The sequence below is a fragment of the Micromonospora humida genome (genome assembly GCF_016901255.1).
Taxonomy (GTDB): Bacteria; Actinomycetota; Actinomycetes; order Mycobacteriales; family Micromonosporaceae; genus Micromonospora; species Micromonospora wenchangensis.
The window spans coordinates 58,400-76,484 of record NZ_JAFEUC010000021.1; the positions used below are offsets into that span (position 1 = coordinate 58,400).

The following is an 18,085-nucleotide window of genomic DNA, read 5'->3' on the forward strand; positions in this document are numbered from 1 at the left end:
GACCGGACCACCGGCGGCGACGATCGGGGAACCAGCATGACGGACGGCACGCGGCACCCACTGCGGGTCGGGCTGCTCGGCTACGGCGTCGCCGGCCGGGTGTTCCACGCCCCGCTGATCGCCGCCACCGGCGGGCTACGGCTGGCCGCCGTCGTCACCGCCGACCCGCAGCGGCGGCAGCAGGTCGCCGACGAGCACCCCGACGCCCGGGTCGTCGACGACGCCGGGGCGTTGTGGGCCGACCCGGACGCCCTCGACCTGGTGGTGGTGGCCACCCCGAACAGCTCCCACGTCACCCACGCCCGGGCGGCGCTCGCCGCCGGGCTGCCGGTGGTGGTGGACAAGCCGCTCGCCGCCACCGCCGCCGACGCCCGCGCGCTGGTCGACGAGGCGGACCGCCGGGGCGTGCCGCTGACCGTGTTCCAGAACCGCCGGTGGGACGGCGACTTCCGCACCGTACGACGGCTGGTCGAGGACGGCGCGCTCGGCCGGGTGACCCGGTTCGAGTCCCGCTTCGAACGCTGGCGGCCGCAGATCCGGGCCGGCTGGCGGGAGGGCGGCAGCCCCGCCGACGCCGGTGGGGTCCTCTACGACCTCGGCGCACACCTCGTCGACCAGGCCGTGCAGCTGTTCGGGCCGGTCGACACCGTCTACGCCGAGGTGGACCGGCGTCGCCCCGGCGCGCAGGTCGACGACGACGCGTTCGTGGCGCTCACCCACGTCGGCGGGGTCCGCTCCCACCTGTGGATGAGCGCGGTCACCGCCCAGCTCGGCCCCCGGCTACGGGTCCTCGGCGACCGCGCCGCGTACACCTGCCACGGCCTCGACGGGCAGGAGGACGCGCTGCGCCGTGGCGGCCGGCCCGACGCACCCGGCTGGGGCGAGGTCACCCCCGACCGGTACGGCCTGCTCGGCGCGGGCGACGACCTCCGCCCGACACCCACCGAACCGGGCCGCTACCAGGACTTCTACGCCCAGGTCGAGGCGGCGTTACGCGGCGACGGACCGCTGCCGGTGGACCCCCGGGACGCGGTACGCACGGTGGAACTGATCGAGCTGGCACACCGCAGCGCCGCCGAGCGGACCGTGCTCACCGTCCCCGCCTGACGACACGCGCGTGGGCTCCCCGCCCGCCTCACCCCGTGACCGCACCGGGCGCGGCGGCCGACCGGGACGGCGTGCCGGCGTAGGCGGCGGCCACGACGGCACGGTCGAAGACCCGCCAGGTCGCCACCGCGACGGCAAGGGCCACCACGAACCCCACCCAGTAGGGCGCGGTCAGCCCGAACCGACCGGCCACCACCCCGCCGAGCAGCGCGCCCACGCAGTTGCCGCCGGCCGCGATGAACAGCGTCGTCGCACCGACCCGGCCGCGCAGCTCGGACGGGGTCAGCCGCTGCCGCAGCGAATGGAACACGATCCCCCACAGGGCGCCGTGCACCCCGAACGCGAACAGCGCGAACCCGACGAGCCAGGCGCTGGTCGAGGCGGCCAACGCCAGGTGCAGCCCCGCCTCGACCAGCAACCCGACCCGTACCGTCCAGGTCGCGCCGACCCGGGCGATGAGCCGGTCACCGACCACCGCGCCGAGCAGCCCCCCGGCCGACATGCTGGTGAACAGCAGCCCGTAGCCGACGGAGTCCAGGCCGAGACGTTCGGTCGCCAGCAGCACCAGCACCGCCATCGCCGCCGTCAGGGTGAGGTTGAGCAGGCCGATCAGCAGGGCCATCACGCGCAGCAGCCGCTGGCCGATCAGGAACCGGAAGCCCGCGCCGATCTCCGCCCGGACCGACCGGGCCGCCGCCCCGACGGCGTCCCCACCGCCCCGGTACGAGCCGCCGATCAGCGCGACGAGCACCGCGCTGAGCGCGTACGTGCCGGCGTTGGCCAGGAACGGGAGGCTCTCGGCGAGAACGAACAGGAACCCGCCGAGCGGGCCCGCCAGCATTCTCTGGGCCACCGTGGTGCCGCCGCCGAGCCAGCCGTTGGCCCGTTCCAGCCGGGCCGTGGGCACGATCGTCGGCAGCATCGCCTGGCTGGCCGACCGGAACACGATCTCACCGGTGTTCGCCACGAACAGCACGGCGTACAGCAGCGGTATCCCGGCCCGCCCGGCCAGCATCGCCACGCCCAACGCCAGCAGGGCGACCACCCGCACCCCGTCGATGACCACCATCAACCGCCGCCGGTCCAGCCGGTCGACCAGGACCCCACCGGGCAGGGCGAACAGCAGCCAGGGTAGCCAGGCCGCGCCGGCAGCGGCGGCGACCACCAGCGGATCGTCACTGCGGGCCGCCGCGTACAGCGGGGCCGCCACCGTGGCCATACCGCTGCCCAGCGCCGACAGTGTGGTCGCCGCCCAGAGCCGGCCGAACCGGGCGTCCAGTCCCTCCCCCGTCACGGGCCGGCAACCTACCAGGCAGCTCTGACACCCACCGCCGGTCACCGGGCCCGTGACCGGCCGCCGAATTGCCGTTGAGCCGACCTGGCGCATCTGCCACCGTCAGCCGGTGACCGACGACGACGAGCCGGGCCGGCAGACGCCCGGCACCGACTACCGCACCCTCAACCGGGCCAGCTGGGACGACCGGGCCGCCGCCCACGCCGCCTCCCCGGACTACGCCGTGGAGCGGTTCGCCGCCGACCCGGGCTACCTCAGCGAGGTGGTCCGGTTCGACCTGCCCCGCCTCGGTGACGTGGGCGGGCTGCGCGGTGTGCACCTGCAGTGCCACATCGGTACCGACACCGTGTCGTTGCACCGGCTCGGCGCGCGGATGACCGGCCTGGACTTCTCCGGCGCGTCGCTGGCCCAGGCCCGGTCGCTGGCCGACCGCACCAACGCGGCTGTCGACTTCGTCCAGGCCGACGTGTACGACGCGCCCGACGTGCTCGGCGTCGGCGGTTTCGACCTGGTCTACACCGGCGTCGGCGCGTTGTGCTGGCTGCCGGACATCCGCCGGTGGGCGGGCGTGGTCGCCGCCCTGCTGCGTCCGGGCGGGCGGCTGTTCCTGCGTGAGGGGCACCCGATGTTGTGGGCCCTGGACGAGACCCGCCCGGACGGCGTGCTGGCCGTCGAGCACCCGTACTTCGAGCGCGCCGAACCCCTGGTGTGGGACGAGGGCGGCACCTACGTGAGCACCGAGGCCACCTTCACCCACAACACGACCCACGAGTGGAACCACGGCCTCGGGGAGGTGGTCACCGCCCTGCTCGACGCCGGGTTGGAGCTGACCATGCTGCACGAGCACGACAGCGCCCCCTGGGACGCGCTGCCGGGGCGGCAGACCCGCGACGAGCACGGCGAGTGGCGGCTGACCGAACGCCCGTGGCGGCTCCCCCAGACGTACACCCTCCAGGCCCGTCGACGCTGATCCCGGTTCCGGCGGGTCCGTCGCGTTTCGGGCCGGACCCGTGGGTGGGACGGTCACCACCCCTAAAGCATCCTAGGAGGCTGGGTTGTGGGGTCGGCGCGGGGTGTCCGCAGTGTCCGGGCATTTCCGCAGCTCGGTGGCGGACGGGAAAACACGTGACGGCAACGAAGATTTCTCATTTACCCCGGTAGGAGGGCCCATCCCTCCTAGTGTTGGGCACACCGGTGCTAGTTACGGAGTTGGCCACCCGAACGACGTCCCACGCAGACAGCGGACGAAAAGTGAGGGAAGACGCGTATGAAGGCACAGAAGGTTCTCGTATCGACGGCGCTCGGCGTGGGACTCGGCACGCTCCTGCTCCCGACCGCCGCACTCGCGGACACCACGGTGTCACCGGCCACCACGCCGGTCGGCGGGACGGTCGTGCTCACCGCGACGACCTGCAACCCGAAGGCGGGCGACGTGCTCTTCCACGTCACCGGCCCGGACCGGGACCAGAACGTCCGTTCCACCACCGCCGCGGCGGGCGGTGGGCTCAGCGCCGAACTCTTCACCGCCGGGTTCACCCTCGGCAGCTACACCGTGGCCGCCACCTGCGGCGACGGCAGCTCCGCCGGCAGCGCCACCTTCACCGTCACGCCGATCGGCGCGGCGCCCGCCGGGGCCGGCGGCGGAGCCGGCAACACCGGCCTGCTGGCCGCCGGAGGTGCCCTCGCCGGGGCCGCCGCGCTCGGCACCACCGTGCTGCTGCGCCGCCGACGCCGAGCGACGGCGGGCACCGTCGCCTGACGGCACGACAGGCGACGGCCGACGACGCGGCACACCATCCCTGGGGACGGGTGCCCGCACCGAACCGGTACGGGCACCCCGACCACGTCGGACGTCGGGGAGGACGGGCGATGGGCGTACGCGAGTGGGCGGGCCGGACCCGCGCCGCCGTCACCGCGGTCACGGTCAGCGGCGCCGCCGGGATCGCGCTGATCGCCGCCGGGCTGACCCTCGGACCGGTCGGACCACCCCAGCCGAGCATCGACGTCAGCGGCGGCAACACCAGCCGCTCCCCGATCCCGGCCCTGCCCCGCTCCACCCCGGTGCGCATCGACATCCCCGCCATCGGCGTGCACGCCGACCTGGTGCCCGTGGCCGGCGACCCGAACGGCACCCTGGAGGTGCCGCCGCTGGACCAGCCCACCGTCGCCGGCTGGTACCGGCCCGGGGCCAGCCCCGGCGAGGCGGGCAACGCCGTCGTCGTCGGGCACGTCGACACCCGCGACGGACCGGCGGTCTTCTTCGACCTGGGGCGGCTGCGCCCCGGGGACACCGTCCGGGTCACCCGCGCCGACGGACGGGTGGTGCGGTTCGCGGTCGACGGCGTCGGGGCGTACCCGAAGCGGAACTTCCCCACCGCGCTGGTCTACGGGCCGGGCGGACCGGGACCGACGCTGCGCCTGGTCACCTGCGGAGGGCGGTTCGACGAACGGTCCCGCGACTACTCCGACAACGTCGTCGTACGGGCCACCGCCGTCGGCTGACCCGCCCCGCCCGGCGTCGCGCCGCCCTACTACGGTGGGCCGGCGGACGGGCGGCGAGGCGGAGGTACCCGGTGGAGCGGCGAGCGCTGACGACCCTGCTCGGACCCCGGCTCGGCACCCTGGTCGGCCGGCTGCGCCGACGTCCCGGGGACACCCCCGACCGGCCGGCCCGACGCTCCAACCCGGACGCCGTGGTCGACTGCGCGGTCTACGTCAACGGCCGCCGGGAGGCCGGCCGGCCGCACTACGCCGACGCGTACGCGCGCTCCCGACGCGGCCGCAACGCCTTCGTCTGGCTGGGCCTGCACGACCCGGGCGCGGCCGTGCTCGCCGCCGTCGGGCAGGTGTTCGGCCTCGACGAGCTGACCGTGGCGCAGGCGCTCGCCGACGGGCACCGCCCCACCGTGCAGCGGCACGGCCCGGTCACCCTGCTGGTGCTGCGCACCGCCGCCTACGTCGCCCAGGGCGAGCTGACCGCGACCTCCGACGTGGTGGACACCGGCGACGTGATGGTGCTGCTGGGCGACCGATTCGTGGTCACCGTCCGGCACGGCGCTTCCGGCGCCCTCGCGCCGGTCCGCCGCGAGATCGAGGGCCGCCCGTCGCTGCTCGCCGAGGGCCCGTGGGCGGTGGCGTACGCGGTGACCGCCCGCATGGTCGACCTCTACCTCGAGGTCGCCGCCCACCTCGAACGGGACCTGGAACGCGTCGAGGAGACCGTCTTCGCCCCCGAGCACGCCGCCGACATCCAGCAGATCTACCAGCTCAAACGGGAGCTGGTCGAGTTCAAGCGGGCGGTCCTGCCGCTCCAGGAGCCGCTGCGTGCCCTGGTGGCCGGCCCCGACGGCGGCCTGCCGGCGGGGCTGCGCCGCTGGTACGTCGACGTGGAGGGCCGGCTCACCCGGGCGGTCGACCGGATCACCGCCTACGACGAACTGCTCAACTCGCTCCTACAGTCCCGGCTGGCCCAGCTCGCCGTCGACCAGAACAACGACATGCGCAAGATCGCGGCGTGGGCGGCGATCGCCGCCACCCAGACGGCGGTCGCCGGGGTCTACGGGATGAACTTCGCCCGGATGCCCGAACTGTCCTGGCGGTACGGCTACCCGGCCGCGCTGGCGCTGATGGCGACCGCGGCGTTCACCCTGCACCGGCTCTTCCGCCGCTCCGGCTGGCTCTGACCCCACCGCCCGGTCAGGTCCCGTCCAGGTCGGACAGTTCCTCGTCGAGCAACCGCGTCAGGATCCGGAACCGGTCGGGTTCGGTCTCCACGGTGATCCCCCGGCTGGGCGCCTCCACCGTCATCAGCAGGTAGAGGTAGAGCCGGTAGAGGCCGAGCCGGCGGCGTACCCCCGGCTCGTCCAGCGTCACCCGCGCCCCTGCCGTGCGGTAGCCGCGCAGGAACGGGTCGTCCGGGGTGTCCTCGGCGCGGCGGAACAGCAGCGGCGACACCAGGTCCAGCAGCGGGTCGCCGTACAGGAACCGCTCACCGTCGACCAGCCCGCCGAGCCGGTGCCCGCCGTCCGGGCCCGGTACGGCGAGGACGTTGCCCGCCCAGCCGTCGAAGTGCAGCAGCGCCGGACGGCGCACCACGTCCAGCACCCCGGCGTGCCGGGCGACCAGGGCCCGCAACCGGTCGGCCGGCAGCGGCAGCGGCACCGCCCAGTCGGCCGCGTCGGCGAGCAGGTCGTCCAGCATCGCCGTGTACGCCGAGCGCCAGGTCGACCCGGCGGCCCGGCCGCCGTCGTAGCCGTACCGGTCGCCGGTAACCCGGTGCAGGGCGGCGAACGCGGCACCCAACCCGGTCCACACCCCGTCGACCGGCGTGCCTTCGGCGACGAGCGTGGACAGCATCCGCCCGGGGAGGTGGCCGGTGAGCAGCCAGTCCCCGAGGACCGGGTCACTGCCGTGGTGCAGCAGCGGGGGCACGGGCACGGTCGGCGCGTGTGCCGCCACCAGCCGCAGGTAGCGTGCCTCGGCGGCGATCAGGTCGCGTTCGTAGCGCAGCAGCGGCACCGACGGCGGCGGCCCCACCTTGAGCACCACGGCACGCCCGTCGTCGAGCCGGACCCACCAGACGGCGGCGAATCCACCTCCGCGCAGCGGCCCGCAGTCGGTGACCCGCACGGCGGGCCCGAGGGAGGCCGCGACGTACCGGCGGACCTGGTCGGTGTCGAGGAGGCGCTGGGTGGGGCTCACCGGCGTACCCACCGGTGCCGCCGGCCGTCCCGCTGTGCGACGTTCATGACCGTCCAGGCTAGCGGTGGACCGCCGCCCCGCTCCGGGGCGAGGACGGGCGTTCGCCCCGGGCATCGCCGTCTGCGCGGAATGTCGGGTTCGCCCAGGTCGCTACCGCCCGCCTGCGCGGCACGCGGCCCGCCGGCCGGTACGGGGCGACGTCGCCGTCGGTGTCCGGTGGGCGGGCCGGCGTGGCGCGCGGTCACCGCCGGTGTGTCGCCTCCGGGGCCGGTGTCGCGTGGCCGGGGCCACCCCGACGGCGGAATCGTCGCCGGGGCCGGGGCGTTGTACCTGGCATACCACCGCCGCTCCCCGCGGGGAGCAGGCCCCGGACCACCGACCACGGAATGCGGTCGCCACCGGGTTGGTTACACCTCCCCCGGACGCCCGAGCAGGTCCCCCGACCGCCGGCGCTTCCCTCCTGACTTCCGCGACGCCCTCTCCCCCGGCGTCCACCGCACCCCCGACGCAGAGGAGCCTCCCCATGCGTACCGACATCCTGCGCAAGACCGCCCTGACCGTCGCCGGCCTGGCCGCCACCGCCGGTGGCGTCGCCGGCCCCGCGATCGCCGCCCACGCCGCCGGGACCACCCGCCCCGCCGCCTTCCAGGCCGACCGCAAGCCGGCCGGCGAGCGCGAGCTGAAGGTCGACTACGAGGCGCAGCCCAACTTCTACTACTGCGGCCCGGCCGCCGCCCGCAACGCGCTGAGCGTGCAGGGCAAGAACATCGACGTGGACACCATGGCCAAGCACATGCGCACCACCGAGGACGGCACCGACAGCATCAACGACATCACCCCGGTGCTCAACCGGGAGACCGGCCGCGACGCCTACCACAGCACCGAGATCCGCAGCAGCAAGGCCGACGACAAGCAGACCGACACGCTGCGCGCCGACATCGTCCGCGCCATCGACGACGGCCGCGCCGTGGTCGCCAACATCGCCGGCACCACCACCGACACCGACGGCAACGACCACTCCTTCGAGGGCGGCCACTACATCAGCGTCACCGGCTACCACGACGACGGCAGGACCGTCACCATCGCCGACTCCGCCAACCCGGACACCGCCTCGTACCGCATCACCGTCGACAACCTCGGCGACTGGATCGCCAGCCGCGGCTACGCCTCCTGACCGCCGCACCCGGACGGGCCGACCCAGGGTCGGCCCGTCCGGCGGTTGCGGCAGGATGGGCGGGTGGCGAAACACACGTCCCTGCGGCCCTGCCCCTGCGGCACCGGCCTGCCGTACGACGACTGCTGCGGGCCGCTGCACGCCGGCCACGGCACGGCCCCGACCGCGCAGGCGTTGATGCGTTCCCGGTTCAGCGCCTTCGCCGTCGGCGACGCCGACTACCTGCTGCGGAGCTGGCACTCCACCACCCGGCCCCGTCGGCTGCACCTCGACCCCGCCACCCGGTGGACCCGGCTGGAGATCGTCGACAGCACGCGCGGCGGCCTGCTGGACACCGCCGGCACGGTGACGTTCCGCGCCCACTACCGCGAGGCCGGGCAGCCGGGCACGATGGCGGAGCACAGCCGGTTCGTCCGCGAGGACGGCAACTGGGTCTACCTGGACGCGTCACCGGACTGATCCCGGCACCGCCGCCGTGCCCGCTCCCGACGGGCCGGTTCACCGCGCCGCCGACGTCGTCGGGCGCTGCGGCACCACCGGGTGGTCACCGGCCCGCCCCGACACCGCCAGCACCCCGGCCACCAGCAGGTACGGCACGGCCGCCGCCACGAACGCCAGCGGGTGCCCGCCGGTCGCGGCGACCAGCGGGTAACCGGCGTAGGCCACGACCATGGCCAGGTCGGTGCCCATGCCCGCGACCGAGGTGACGGTGGCCCGTCCCGGGCCGGTGATCCGGTCCTGGAGGCGGGCGTCGGCGAGCACGGTGGCCAGTTGCAGCGCGCAGAACGCCACCCCGAGCAGCAGGAAGCCTCCCGGATGCCGGACGGCGGCCCCGGCGGCCAGGGCGACCGCGGCCAGGGTGAGCAGTGCCGCGTAGCCGCGGTCGGTCAGGCGTTCCGCCGCCGGGGCGAGCAGCCCGCCGACGGTCATCCCGAGCCAGACCGGCAGGAGCAGCAGCGGCACCGTGGACGCCGCGACGCCGGTGTCGCGGGCCAGCAGCGGGGCGTACTCGTCGAGAACGCCCCAGACCGCCGTCACCGCCGGGACGAGCAGCACGGCCGCCCGTACCCGCCGGTCGGCGCGGGCCCCGGCGAGACCCGCACGCAGGCCCGCCCGCCAGCCCGGCCCGGCCGGCCCGTCGGCGGGAGCGGTGGGCGGCGGGACGGAACGGTGCTCCGGGAAGCGGGTGGCGACGGCGGCGGCGAGGACGGCGGACAGCACGCTCGCCGCACCGACCGCCCGGTAACCGCCGGCGGCGAGGACCGGGCCGGCCAGCACCATCGAGGCCAGCACCCCGAGCACCCCGGCGGTCCGCCCCCGCCCCATCGTGCGGGCGTAGCGGCCGGCCGCGCCGAGCCGGTCGAGTTCGGTGTGGACCAACGCCTCCAGGGCGCCGGAGCCGAGCGCGCCGCCCGCCCCCCACAGGACGAAGCCGAGCGCGAACGCCCACCACGACCCGGCCAGCACCCACAGCGCGAAGCAGGCCCCGGTGAGCAGCGGCGCGAGGCAGAGCAGCAGACGTCGGGAGACGGCGTCGGCCCAGGCCCCGGAGGGGACCTCCAGCACGATCGCGGTCACCGACCAGATCACGAAGAGCGCGGAGATCTGTCCGACGGTGAGCCCGGTGTCGCTGAACAGCAGCACGTACACCGGGTAGAGCAGGACGAGATCACTGAGGAACAGGTAGCCGTAGAGCGTGACGGACAGCCGGCGGACACGGGTGTCGGGCACCCGCGCGGAGAGGAGATTCATCAGGGCCTTTCCCGGGGACGGAACGGACGCGGGAGGTGCGGCGTCCGTGGCGGTCCACGGTTTCGGCCTTCAGTGCCGGATCAACATCGCCAGGTCATGTGCCCGATGCTAGCCGGCTGCGGCCGTCGGCGCGGCCCCGGCGCGGTGTCCACCTGCCGACGGGGGCGGAGCCTGCTGCGGCGTCCGCCCCCGTCGCGCGGCACGGTCAGCGGCGGGGAGTCTCCGGGTCCACCGGGGGGATGACCATAGTGGCCTCGCTGTCGGTGGCGGGACCGTCGGCCGGTCCGGCCTGGCGCGGCACGACCTGGGTCGCCTCGACATCGTCGGGGCGGGTCACCACCTGGGTACGCTCGGCGTCGTCGTCCATCGCCACCGCCGCAGGCGGCGTGGGGGAAACCGGCGCGGGCGGGGCGGGGACCGGGGCGGGCGTGGTGGGCACCGGCTGGGTGCGTTCGGCCTCCGCGTACGGGTCCAGCCGGGTCTCGACGTCGCGCCGGCCGGCCTGGTAGGCGCGGGCGTGGGTGGCGATGGTGCGCGACTCCTGCTCGGCGCGGGTCAGCCAGGACTCCCAGCGGGCCTGCATCGGGCGGATCAGCCCACCGCCGACCCCGACGACGAGGATGCCGCCGACGGTGGCGAGCACGGCGACCAGCACCGGCGTGGTGACCGCGGTGGCGACGCCGATCTGGTTGAGCGCGGCGATCACCCCCAGGCCGAGGATGAACACCGAGGCGATGTTGGCCAGCACCCGGCCGTAGGACAGACCCCCGAGCGCGCTGCTGATGATGTCCTTGACCGCGTTGGCGATGGCGGCGGCGACGACCACGATGACGATCGCGACGAACGCCCGGGGCAGCCAGGCGATCACGCCGGCGATGAGGTCGGAGATCGGGTTGGGGCCCCAGATGCCGAAGGCGAGCTGGAGGGTCACCAGCAGCACCCCGTAGTAGGCGAGCTTGGCGACGATGTCGCTGGCGTCGTAGCGGGAACGGGCCAGCGCGGTCTTGATGCCGCCCCGTTCGACGGCCCGGTCGAAGTGCACCCGTTCCAGCACCTTGTCGACGATCCTGCGGACGGCCTTGGCGATCAGCCAGCCGGCCACCAGGATCGCCACGAAGGCGACCGCCTTGGGCAGGAAGAGCATCACCGCCCGTAGGGCGTCGCCCACCGCATCGCTGAACTTGTCTGTCATCCGTGGTCCTCCACCGTCAGCTCGGTCGGCCCCCGAAGCTACCCCCGGCCCGGTCGCCGGAAACCCCACGGGCCCGGCACCCGGCCGGCCCGGTCAGCGCGACGTGCAGGCGGGCAGCAGCGACACCACGACCGGGCCGGTGGGCGCCGAGGCGTTGCCGGCGTCGTCGACGGCGACGACCTGGACCGGGATCCGGGCGGTCGCCGAGGGTGCCGGCAGGTCACCGAGGGTGCCCTGGAAGACGTCCGGCGCGGTCTGGTCCATGCCGACGGTCCGGGTGGCACCGTCGAGGGTGTACCGGAACACCACCCGGAGTCCGTCGCCGGCGGCCCGGTCGTCGACGACCGTCGCGCTGACCGTGGTCGCGGTGACCCCGTTGGGGCAGCCCTGCGGCTCCACGGTGGTCGGGGTGACGTCGGGGGTGGACACGGTCGGCGGCGACACGTCCGGCGGCAGGAGCGGGACGTTCGGCGTCGTCGGCGGCGCGGGGCTCGGGGTGCGTACCCGGGTGGTGGTCGCGGCGGCGGACCGGGTCGGGGCGGTGCTGGTCGGCGCACCGGCGGTGCTCGCCGCCGGGGTGGGGCTGCGGCTCGGCTCGGCCGGCACGACGGTGATGGCCGGCGCGGCGGCCAGCGGCGCGGGGCTGCGGGTGGCGGCGGCGGTCGCGCCCGGCCCGACGGCGCCGTCGGCGAGGGTGAGCGGCCCGGACCGCCGGGCGGCGACACCTAGCGCGACGACGCCGACCAGCAGGGTGGCGGTCAGGCCCACCCCGACCAGGACGCTGCGCAGGCCGCCGCGCCGCAGGGCCGGGTGGGGACCGGCGTCGGGGGCGTCCGCCGCCTCGCCGGCTCCGGGTGCCCCGTCGGGCAGGGGCAGGGACGCGGCGAGCAGCGCGACACGCTGGGCGAGCTGACGCCGGCCGCGTTCCTCCCAGTCCCCGCCGTACGAGCGGGCGGCGGTGTGTTCCAGCTCGGTGAGGAAGATCTCGGCCGGCTGGGTACGGTCGCCGGGGCACCAGGCCAGCCCGTGCCGGAGCAGGTCGTGCACGGGTGCCGGGGTCGGGGCGTCCGGGACCGGCGCGGCGCTGTGCTGGGTGCGCAGGGTAGCCAGGTCCCGCCCGTCGTAGGGGGGTCGCCCGGTGAGGCACTCGGCGAACGTGGCGGTGGCGGCGTAGATGTCGCCGGCCGGCTCGGCGGGGGCGCCCGTCCACTGTTCGGGGGCCAGCCGGCGGCCGGTGCCGGTGGGCAGGACGACGGCGAAGTCCGTGAGCTTGCCCCGCCCGTCCGGGGTGACGAGGACGTTCTCCGGCCGGTGGTCGCCGTGCACCACGCCCCGGGCGTGCGCGGCGGCGAGCCCGGCGAGCGAACTCTTGAGGACGTGGAGCGCGGCCTCCGGCGGGACCGGGCCGTGCGCGCGCAGCAGGTCGCGCAGCGTCACCCCGTTGACCAGTTCGGTGACGATCGCGGCGGCGGAGTGCGACTCGGCGTACTCGAAGAGCCGGCAGACGTGCGGATCGTCCACGTCGACCAGCAGCCGCGCCTGCTCCCGGAAGGCCATCCGGAAGGCGGGGTCGGCACCGAGGGACGGGGTGAGGTAGCGGATGGCGACCGGGGTGCCGGTGGCGTCGTGGGTGGCGAGCAGCACCCGACCGGACGCGCCCGTGCCGAGCTGCCGTACCGGGGTGTAGCCGGACAACCGCCAGTCGCCGGTCACCCGCCGGCCTTTCCGGTCCGCCGGGACTGGTCACAGGTCAGGGCCACACTGATCATTCTTACCCGGGTCGAGCTGCGGTCCATCGGCGCAACGGTTGTTTCCTCGCGTCCGGACGTCCGGCTGCGGAGATTGTTTCCGGTCACCCGGTCGGGGGTGCCGGCCGGTCGCCCGGGTCGTGGCCGGTCGGGCGGGCGAACTGGGGGGCGACGTCGGCGACGCGTTGCCGCATCGACCGCCGCCGCAGCGCGGCCAGGGCCTCGTCGACGAGGCGGCTCAGCGGGTACGCCAGCTCCGCCTCGAACCGGCGGGCGGCGGTGGCGGTGGCGGCGTACTCGGCGTGCAGGACGGGCAGCAGGTCCCGGGCCCGGTCGGTGGGGGTGACGATGCGGTGCCGGGCGTCGACGCCGGGGCTGAGGGTGACCAGCCCGTCGGCGGCCATCCGGGCGATCGTCTGGCTGGCGGCGGAGTGGGTCACCCCGGTCGCCCCGGCGAGGGTACGGATCGACACCGGGCCGAGCCGGTCGAGCGCGATCAGGACCGGGGTGTAGCGGGGGCGCAGGCCAGGCAGCCCGAGGTCGGCGTAGACGGCGGCGACGTCGCCGTCGAGCAGTTCGAGCAGGTGCCGCAGCCGGGTGCCGAGCAGTGCGGGGTCGGACGCTTCGTCGGGCATGCCGTAATGTAACAGCGCTGTTGTATCTCGCGACCCCGGGGAGGTCCACCGATGGACGAGCGGTACCCGCCGATCGAGCCGTACGACCAGGGCATGCTCGACGTCGGCGACGGCAACCAGGTCTACTGGGAGGTCTGCGGCAACCCGGCGGGCCGCCCGGCGCTGGTCGTCCACGGTGGACCGGGCTCGGGCTGCGGCCCGTGGGCCCGGCGGTACTTCGACCCGGCCCGCTACCGGGTGGTCCTGTTCGACCAGCGCAACTGCGGGCGCAGCACCCCGCACGCCGCCGACCCGGCCACCGACCTGCGGCACAACACCACCGCGCACCTGGTCGCCGACATGGAACGGCTGCGCGAGCACGTGGGCGTCGACAGGTGGCTGCTCTACGGCGGCTCGTGGGGCTCGACGCTGCTGCTGGCGTACGCGCAGCAGCACCCGCAGCGGGTGTCGGCGATCGTGATCGGGGCGGTCACCACCACCCGCCGGTCGGAGGTCGACTGGCTCTACCGGGGTGTCGGCAGGTACTTCCCCCGCGAGTGGGAACGGTTCCTCGCCGGCGGCGGCGTCGGCCCGGACGACGACGTGGTCGGCGCGTACGCCCGGCTGGTGGAGGATCCGGACCCGGCGGTCCGCGAGCGGGCGGTGCGGGACTGGTGCGCCTGGGAGGACGCGGTGGTCTCCGCCGAGGGGGTGGGCAACCCGTACGGCGACCGCCCGTCGGCCGAGCGGACCGCGATGGTCCGGATCTGCGCGCACTACTTCTCGCAGGGGGCCTGGCTGGCCGAGGGTGAGCTGATCCGGCGGGCCGACCGGCTCGCCGGCATCCCGGGGGTGCTGATCCACGGCCGGGTCGACCTGGGCAGCCCGCTGACCACCGCCTGGGAGCTGCACCGGGCCTGGCCGGATTCGCGCCTGCACGTGGTCGAGGGGGCGGGTCACTTCGGCACGGTGCAGACCCGGCGGCACCTGCTGGCCGCCCTGGACGACTTCGCCGTCGCCGACTGAGCGGTCGCCCCGGGACCCCGACGGCAGGAAATTCGGACAGTTCTGCCCGGCACGCCGCGACGATGGGCAGAATCGATCGATGACGCCCTCTAGCGCCGACCGCCGGGGTGGCAATATCCTCCATCTCACGCGTAATCGTTGGAGCTAGTTTTCAGATTCGTCGCCAGTGCCGTCGCCGGTCGCCGAGGAGATGCCATGCCCGTCGTACGCCCCGCACTCGACCGTCGTACGCTGCTGCGGGCCGGCCTCGGCGCGGCCACCGTCGCGGTCGTCGGCTCCGAACTGGCCCTGCCGGGCGAGGCCCGGGCCGCCGCCCCCGGCGCGGACCTGGACTGGATCATCGGGTGCGACGAGTGGGACGCCCGCCCGCCGGCCGACCCGCTGTCGGTCAGCACGATCCCCACCAACAAGATCATCGTGCACCACATGGCCTTCCCGAACGTCACCGACTACTCCCGCGAGCAGGCGGTCACCCTGGCCCACGACTGCCAGGACCTGCACATGGACGGCAACGGCTGGTCGGACACCGGCCAGCACTTCACCGTCAGCCGGGGCGGGTACGTCCTGGAGGGACGACACGGCAGCCTGGAGCGGTTGCGGGCCGGCGACCGGCAGATGATCTCGGCGCACTGCCCCGGCGAGAACGGCCGGGCCATCGGCATCGAGAACGAGGGCACCTACGTCACCGACACCCCGCCACAGGCGCTGCTCGACTCGCTGGTCCGGCTCTGCACCACCATCTGCCGGCAGTACGGCCTGCACGCCCACGACATCTTCGGCCACTGGGACTTCCGCGCCACGCTCTGCCCCGGCGCGCAGTTCTACCGCCTCTTCCCCGGCGTGCGCCGGGAGGTGTTCCGCCGGCTCGGCACCCGCCCGGTCGACGTGCCGGAGCGCCGCTGGCCCGACCTGTGGCGCTTCGTCAACGCCCCCGGCGTCCAGGTCGCCCAGTACCTGCTGGCCTACCGGGGCTACCCGGTCACCCCGAGCGGCACGTTCGACGCCGCCACCGTCGCCGCCGTCGGCGACTGGCAGGCGCGCAACGGCATCCCCGTCGACGTCGACGCCACCCTGACCGCCCCCACCTGGGAGACCCTCGCGCCCGAACTGGACCGCGACGCCACCGGCCTGCCCGTGCAGGCGGTGCAGTTCATCCTGAACTGGAAGGGCTACGCCGAGGTCACCGTCACCGGCAGCTACGACCCGGCCACCCGCCGCGCCGTGCAGGACCTCCAGGCGCTGCACAACCTGCCCCGCACCGGCCGGGTCTCCACCAGCACCTGGTGCGCACTGGTCGGCGGCATCGTGCGGCAGTCGCTGCGGCGCTGACCACACGCCACGCGGGCAGGGGCGTTTGGGCGGCGGCGGCAACGGGGAGTGTGGCCGGCATGACGTGGGCCCGCCGTACCGTACCCGTGATCGCCGCCGCCGTCGCCGGCCTGGCCGCCCGGGACGTCCTCCAACGTGACCATGCGCTGCTGCGCAACTTCCCGCTGGTCGGGCGGGCCCGGTACCTGCTGGAGGCGATCGGGCCGGAGCTGCGGCAGTACATCGTCGCCGGTAACGACGAGGAACGCCCGTTCACCCGGGACCAGCGGCGGTGGATCTACGCCTCGGCCAAGCAGGAGAACAACTACTTCGGGTTCGGCACCGACAACGACGTCGAACGCAGTCCCGGCTACCCGATCATCAAACACCGCACGTTCGCCCGAACCGTCCCGTCGTCGGTTCCGGCCGCCGGGCACGACGTACGGCTGCCGGCGGCCAAGGTGCTCGGCGGGCCACGCGACCGGGCGAAGTCGTTCCGCCCCGGGTCGGTGGTCAACATCTCCGGGATGAGCTTCGGCTCGCTGTCCGGCAACGCGGTGTCCGCCCTCAACCAGGGGGCGGCGCTGGCCGGCTGCCTGCAGAACACCGGCGAGGGCGGCCTGTCGCCGTACCACCGTCACGGCGGCGAGCTGGTCTTCCAGCTCGGTACGGCGTACTTCGGTTGCCGGGACACCCGGGGCCGGTTCGACCTCGCCCGGCTGCGCGACCTGGTCGCCGGGGCACCGGTGCGGGCCCTGGAGATCAAGCTCAGCCAGGGCGCGAAGCCCAGCCTGGGCGGGCTGCTGCCCGGGGCGAAGGTGTCCGCCGAGATCGCCGCCACCCGGGGGATCACCCCCGGGCAGGACTGCGTGAGCCCGTCGCGACACGCCGAGTTCTCCGACTGCGACAGCCTGCTGGACTGGGTGGAGCTGCTGGCCGCCGAGACCGGGCTGCCGGTCGGCATCAAGTCCGCCGTCGGCGACCTGGGGTTCTGGGAGGAGCTGACCACGCTGATGCGCGACACCGGCCGGGGCGTCGACTTCGTCACCGTCGACGGCGGCGAGGGCGGCACCGGCGCCGCACCGCTGATCTTCACCGACTCGGTGTCGCTGCCGTTCCAGCAGGGCTTCGCCCGGGTCTACCGCACCTTCGCCGAGCGGGGGCTGCACGAGCAGACCGTCTTCGTCGGCGCGGGCAAGCTCGGCCTGCCGGACAACGCGGTGGTGGCCTTCGCGCTCGGCTGCGACCTGGTCAACGTGGGACGGGAGGCGATGCTGGCGATCGGCTGCATCCAGGCGCAGAAGTGCCACACCGACACCTGCCCCACCGGGGTGGCCACCCAGAACGCCTGGCTGGCCCGGGGCCTGGACCCGGCCCGCAAGTCGGTGCGGGCGGCCAACTACATCGGCACCCTGCGCCGGGACCTGGTCAAGGTGGCCGAGGCGTGCGGGGTGGAGCACCCGGGGCTGATCGACACCGACGCCATCGAGATCCTCGACGGCCGGACCTCGGCCCGCCCCCTGCGGGAGGTCTACGGCTACCAACCGCAGTGGGGGCTGCCGTCGGCGGCCGACCGGGCGGAGATCGCCCGACTGATGGCCGGCGAGGCGCCCCGGGGCGGCAGCGCACTCCCCTCGGCCACCGCCCAGGGCTGACGCGGTTCGCTCCTGCGGGGACGCCGAGCCATCCGACCCGACCGGGAAACGCCCCGATTGCCCGACTGATCCGTCGGGGCTTCCCGGTCGCCGTCGGCTCGGGCATGCTGGACGGATGGGAGAGGTACTGCCGATGCCCAGCTTCGGTGACCTGTTCACCGACACGCGGGGCGACGACCGGACGATGCGGGTCAGCTACCACCCGGAGCGGGCAGCAGTGGTGCTGTCCCTGTGGAGCGGAACGACCTGCCGGGGGTCGTTCCGGATGGCCCTCGACGACGTGTCCCGGCTGCGCGCCGTGCTGGCCGAGATCGAGGCGTCGTCCACCCCGACCACGGTGCTGCCGGCCGTCCCGCCCGCCGGCGGGCCATCCGGTCCGCTCAACGTTACCGCTCCGGTCGCGCCGAGATCACCGGCCGTCGACCAGACCGGCGACATCTCGGGCACCGCCCACCGGGGCATGCTGCCGGTCCCCCGGGTAGCCTGACGCGGCGGATCGCGTCCCGGGCCGGGG

Annotated in this window: 17 protein-coding genes; 11 read left to right on the top strand and 6 right to left on the bottom strand. The window is 74.8% G+C overall.

What is annotated here, in order from left to right:
• Positions 1 to 36 precede the first annotated feature (36 nt).
• On the top strand, positions 37 to 1,107 hold the full coding sequence (locus JQX11_RS30425; protein ID WP_204928363.1) for a Gfo/Idh/MocA family oxidoreductase: 1,071 nt from the start codon (positions 37 to 39) through the stop codon (positions 1,105 to 1,107).
• Positions 1,108 to 1,135: 28 nt separating this feature from the next.
• Here JQX11_RS30425 and JQX11_RS30430 read toward each other — a convergent pair whose 3' ends face one another.
• Positions 1,136 to 2,401, bottom strand: coding sequence for an MFS transporter (locus tag JQX11_RS30430; protein WP_204928364.1), 1,266 nt, complete (start codon positions 2,399 to 2,401; stop codon positions 1,136 to 1,138).
• A 109-nt stretch (positions 2,402 to 2,510) separates the two neighbouring features.
• Here JQX11_RS30430 and JQX11_RS30435 point away from each other — a divergent pair, with 109 nt between their 5' ends.
• The 4 genes from JQX11_RS30435 to JQX11_RS30450 all read left to right on the top strand — a co-directional run bounded on the left by JQX11_RS30435 (position 2,511) and on the right by JQX11_RS30450 (position 6,084).
• Entirely contained in the window at positions 2,511 to 3,371 is an 861-nt protein-coding gene (locus JQX11_RS30435) for a class I SAM-dependent methyltransferase (protein WP_204928365.1), read from the top strand.
• A gap of 297 nt (positions 3,372 to 3,668) precedes the next feature.
• Complete coding sequence (locus JQX11_RS30440; protein WP_204928366.1) at positions 3,669 to 4,160, top strand: hypothetical protein; 492 nt, start codon at positions 3,669 to 3,671, stop codon at positions 4,158 to 4,160.
• A 110-nt stretch (positions 4,161 to 4,270) separates the two neighbouring features.
• On the top strand, positions 4,271 to 4,903 hold the full coding sequence (locus JQX11_RS30445; protein WP_204928367.1) for a class F sortase: 633 nt from the start codon (positions 4,271 to 4,273) through the stop codon (positions 4,901 to 4,903).
• Positions 4,904 to 4,974: 71 nt separating this feature from the next.
• Positions 4,975 to 6,084 carry a magnesium and cobalt transport protein CorA gene (locus tag JQX11_RS30450; RefSeq protein WP_307826445.1) on the top strand — a complete coding sequence of 370 codons (1,110 nt, stop codon included), beginning with the start codon at positions 4,975 to 4,977 and terminating at the stop codon, positions 6,082 to 6,084.
• Positions 6,085 to 6,097: 13 nt separating this feature from the next.
• On the opposite strand, the gene JQX11_RS30455 is transcribed toward JQX11_RS30450, so the two are convergent.
• Entirely contained in the window at positions 6,098 to 7,102 is a 1,005-nt protein-coding gene (locus JQX11_RS30455; RefSeq protein WP_307826446.1) for a phosphotransferase family protein, read from the bottom strand.
• A gap of 523 nt (positions 7,103 to 7,625) precedes the next feature.
• Here JQX11_RS30455 and JQX11_RS30460 point away from each other — a divergent pair.
• Both JQX11_RS30460 and JQX11_RS30465 read left to right on the top strand, forming a co-directional pair.
• Positions 7,626 to 8,276, top strand: a complete 651-nt coding sequence (locus JQX11_RS30460; RefSeq protein WP_204928369.1) for a C39 family peptidase — start codon at positions 7,626 to 7,628, stop codon at positions 8,274 to 8,276.
• A gap of 63 nt (positions 8,277 to 8,339) precedes the next feature.
• On the top strand, positions 8,340 to 8,735 hold the full coding sequence (locus tag JQX11_RS30465) for a YchJ family protein (protein ID WP_307826448.1): 396 nt from the start codon (positions 8,340 to 8,342) through the stop codon (positions 8,733 to 8,735).
• 39 nt (positions 8,736 to 8,774) lie between these two features.
• Here the strand turns inward: JQX11_RS30465 and JQX11_RS30470 are convergent, their stop codons facing one another.
• The 4 genes from JQX11_RS30470 to JQX11_RS30485 all read right to left on the bottom strand — a co-directional run bounded on the left by JQX11_RS30470 (position 8,775) and on the right by JQX11_RS30485 (position 13,603).
• A complete protein-coding gene (locus tag JQX11_RS30470; protein WP_204928371.1) occupies positions 8,775 to 10,028 on the bottom strand; it encodes an MFS transporter in 1,254 nt (417 codons plus the stop codon).
• Positions 10,029 to 10,233: 205 nt separating this feature from the next.
• The gene (locus tag JQX11_RS30475) at positions 10,234 to 11,220 is read right to left on the bottom strand and encodes a mechanosensitive ion channel family protein (RefSeq protein WP_204928372.1); all 987 of its coding nucleotides are present in this window, start codon (positions 11,218 to 11,220) and stop codon (positions 10,234 to 10,236) included.
• A gap of 93 nt (positions 11,221 to 11,313) precedes the next feature.
• Positions 11,314 to 12,933 (bottom strand): serine/threonine-protein kinase, encoded by a 1,620-nt coding sequence (locus JQX11_RS30480; RefSeq protein WP_204928373.1) that lies wholly within the window; start codon positions 12,931 to 12,933, stop codon positions 11,314 to 11,316.
• A 139-nt stretch (positions 12,934 to 13,072) separates the two neighbouring features.
• Positions 13,073 to 13,603, bottom strand: a complete 531-nt coding sequence (locus JQX11_RS30485; protein WP_204928374.1) for a MarR family winged helix-turn-helix transcriptional regulator — start codon at positions 13,601 to 13,603, stop codon at positions 13,073 to 13,075.
• A 51-nt stretch (positions 13,604 to 13,654) separates the two neighbouring features.
• Here JQX11_RS30485 and pip point away from each other — a divergent pair, with 51 nt between their 5' ends.
• From pip to JQX11_RS30505, 4 genes are all read left to right on the top strand, one after another.
• On the top strand, positions 13,655 to 14,608 hold the full coding sequence (pip, locus tag JQX11_RS30490; protein WP_204928375.1) for a prolyl aminopeptidase: 954 nt from the start codon (positions 13,655 to 13,657) through the stop codon (positions 14,606 to 14,608).
• 195 nt (positions 14,609 to 14,803) lie between these two features.
• Positions 14,804 to 15,937: a peptidoglycan recognition protein family protein gene (locus tag JQX11_RS30495; protein ID WP_204928376.1), complete on the top strand. Its 1,134-nt coding sequence runs from the start codon at positions 14,804 to 14,806 to the stop codon at positions 15,935 to 15,937.
• A 59-nt stretch (positions 15,938 to 15,996) separates the two neighbouring features.
• Entirely contained in the window at positions 15,997 to 17,571 is a 1,575-nt protein-coding gene (locus JQX11_RS30500; protein WP_204928377.1) for an FMN-binding glutamate synthase family protein, read from the top strand.
• A gap of 115 nt (positions 17,572 to 17,686) precedes the next feature.
• Entirely contained in the window at positions 17,687 to 18,058 is a 372-nt protein-coding gene (locus tag JQX11_RS30505) for a hypothetical protein (RefSeq protein ID WP_204928378.1), read from the top strand.
• Positions 18,059 to 18,085: the final 27 nt, after the last annotated feature.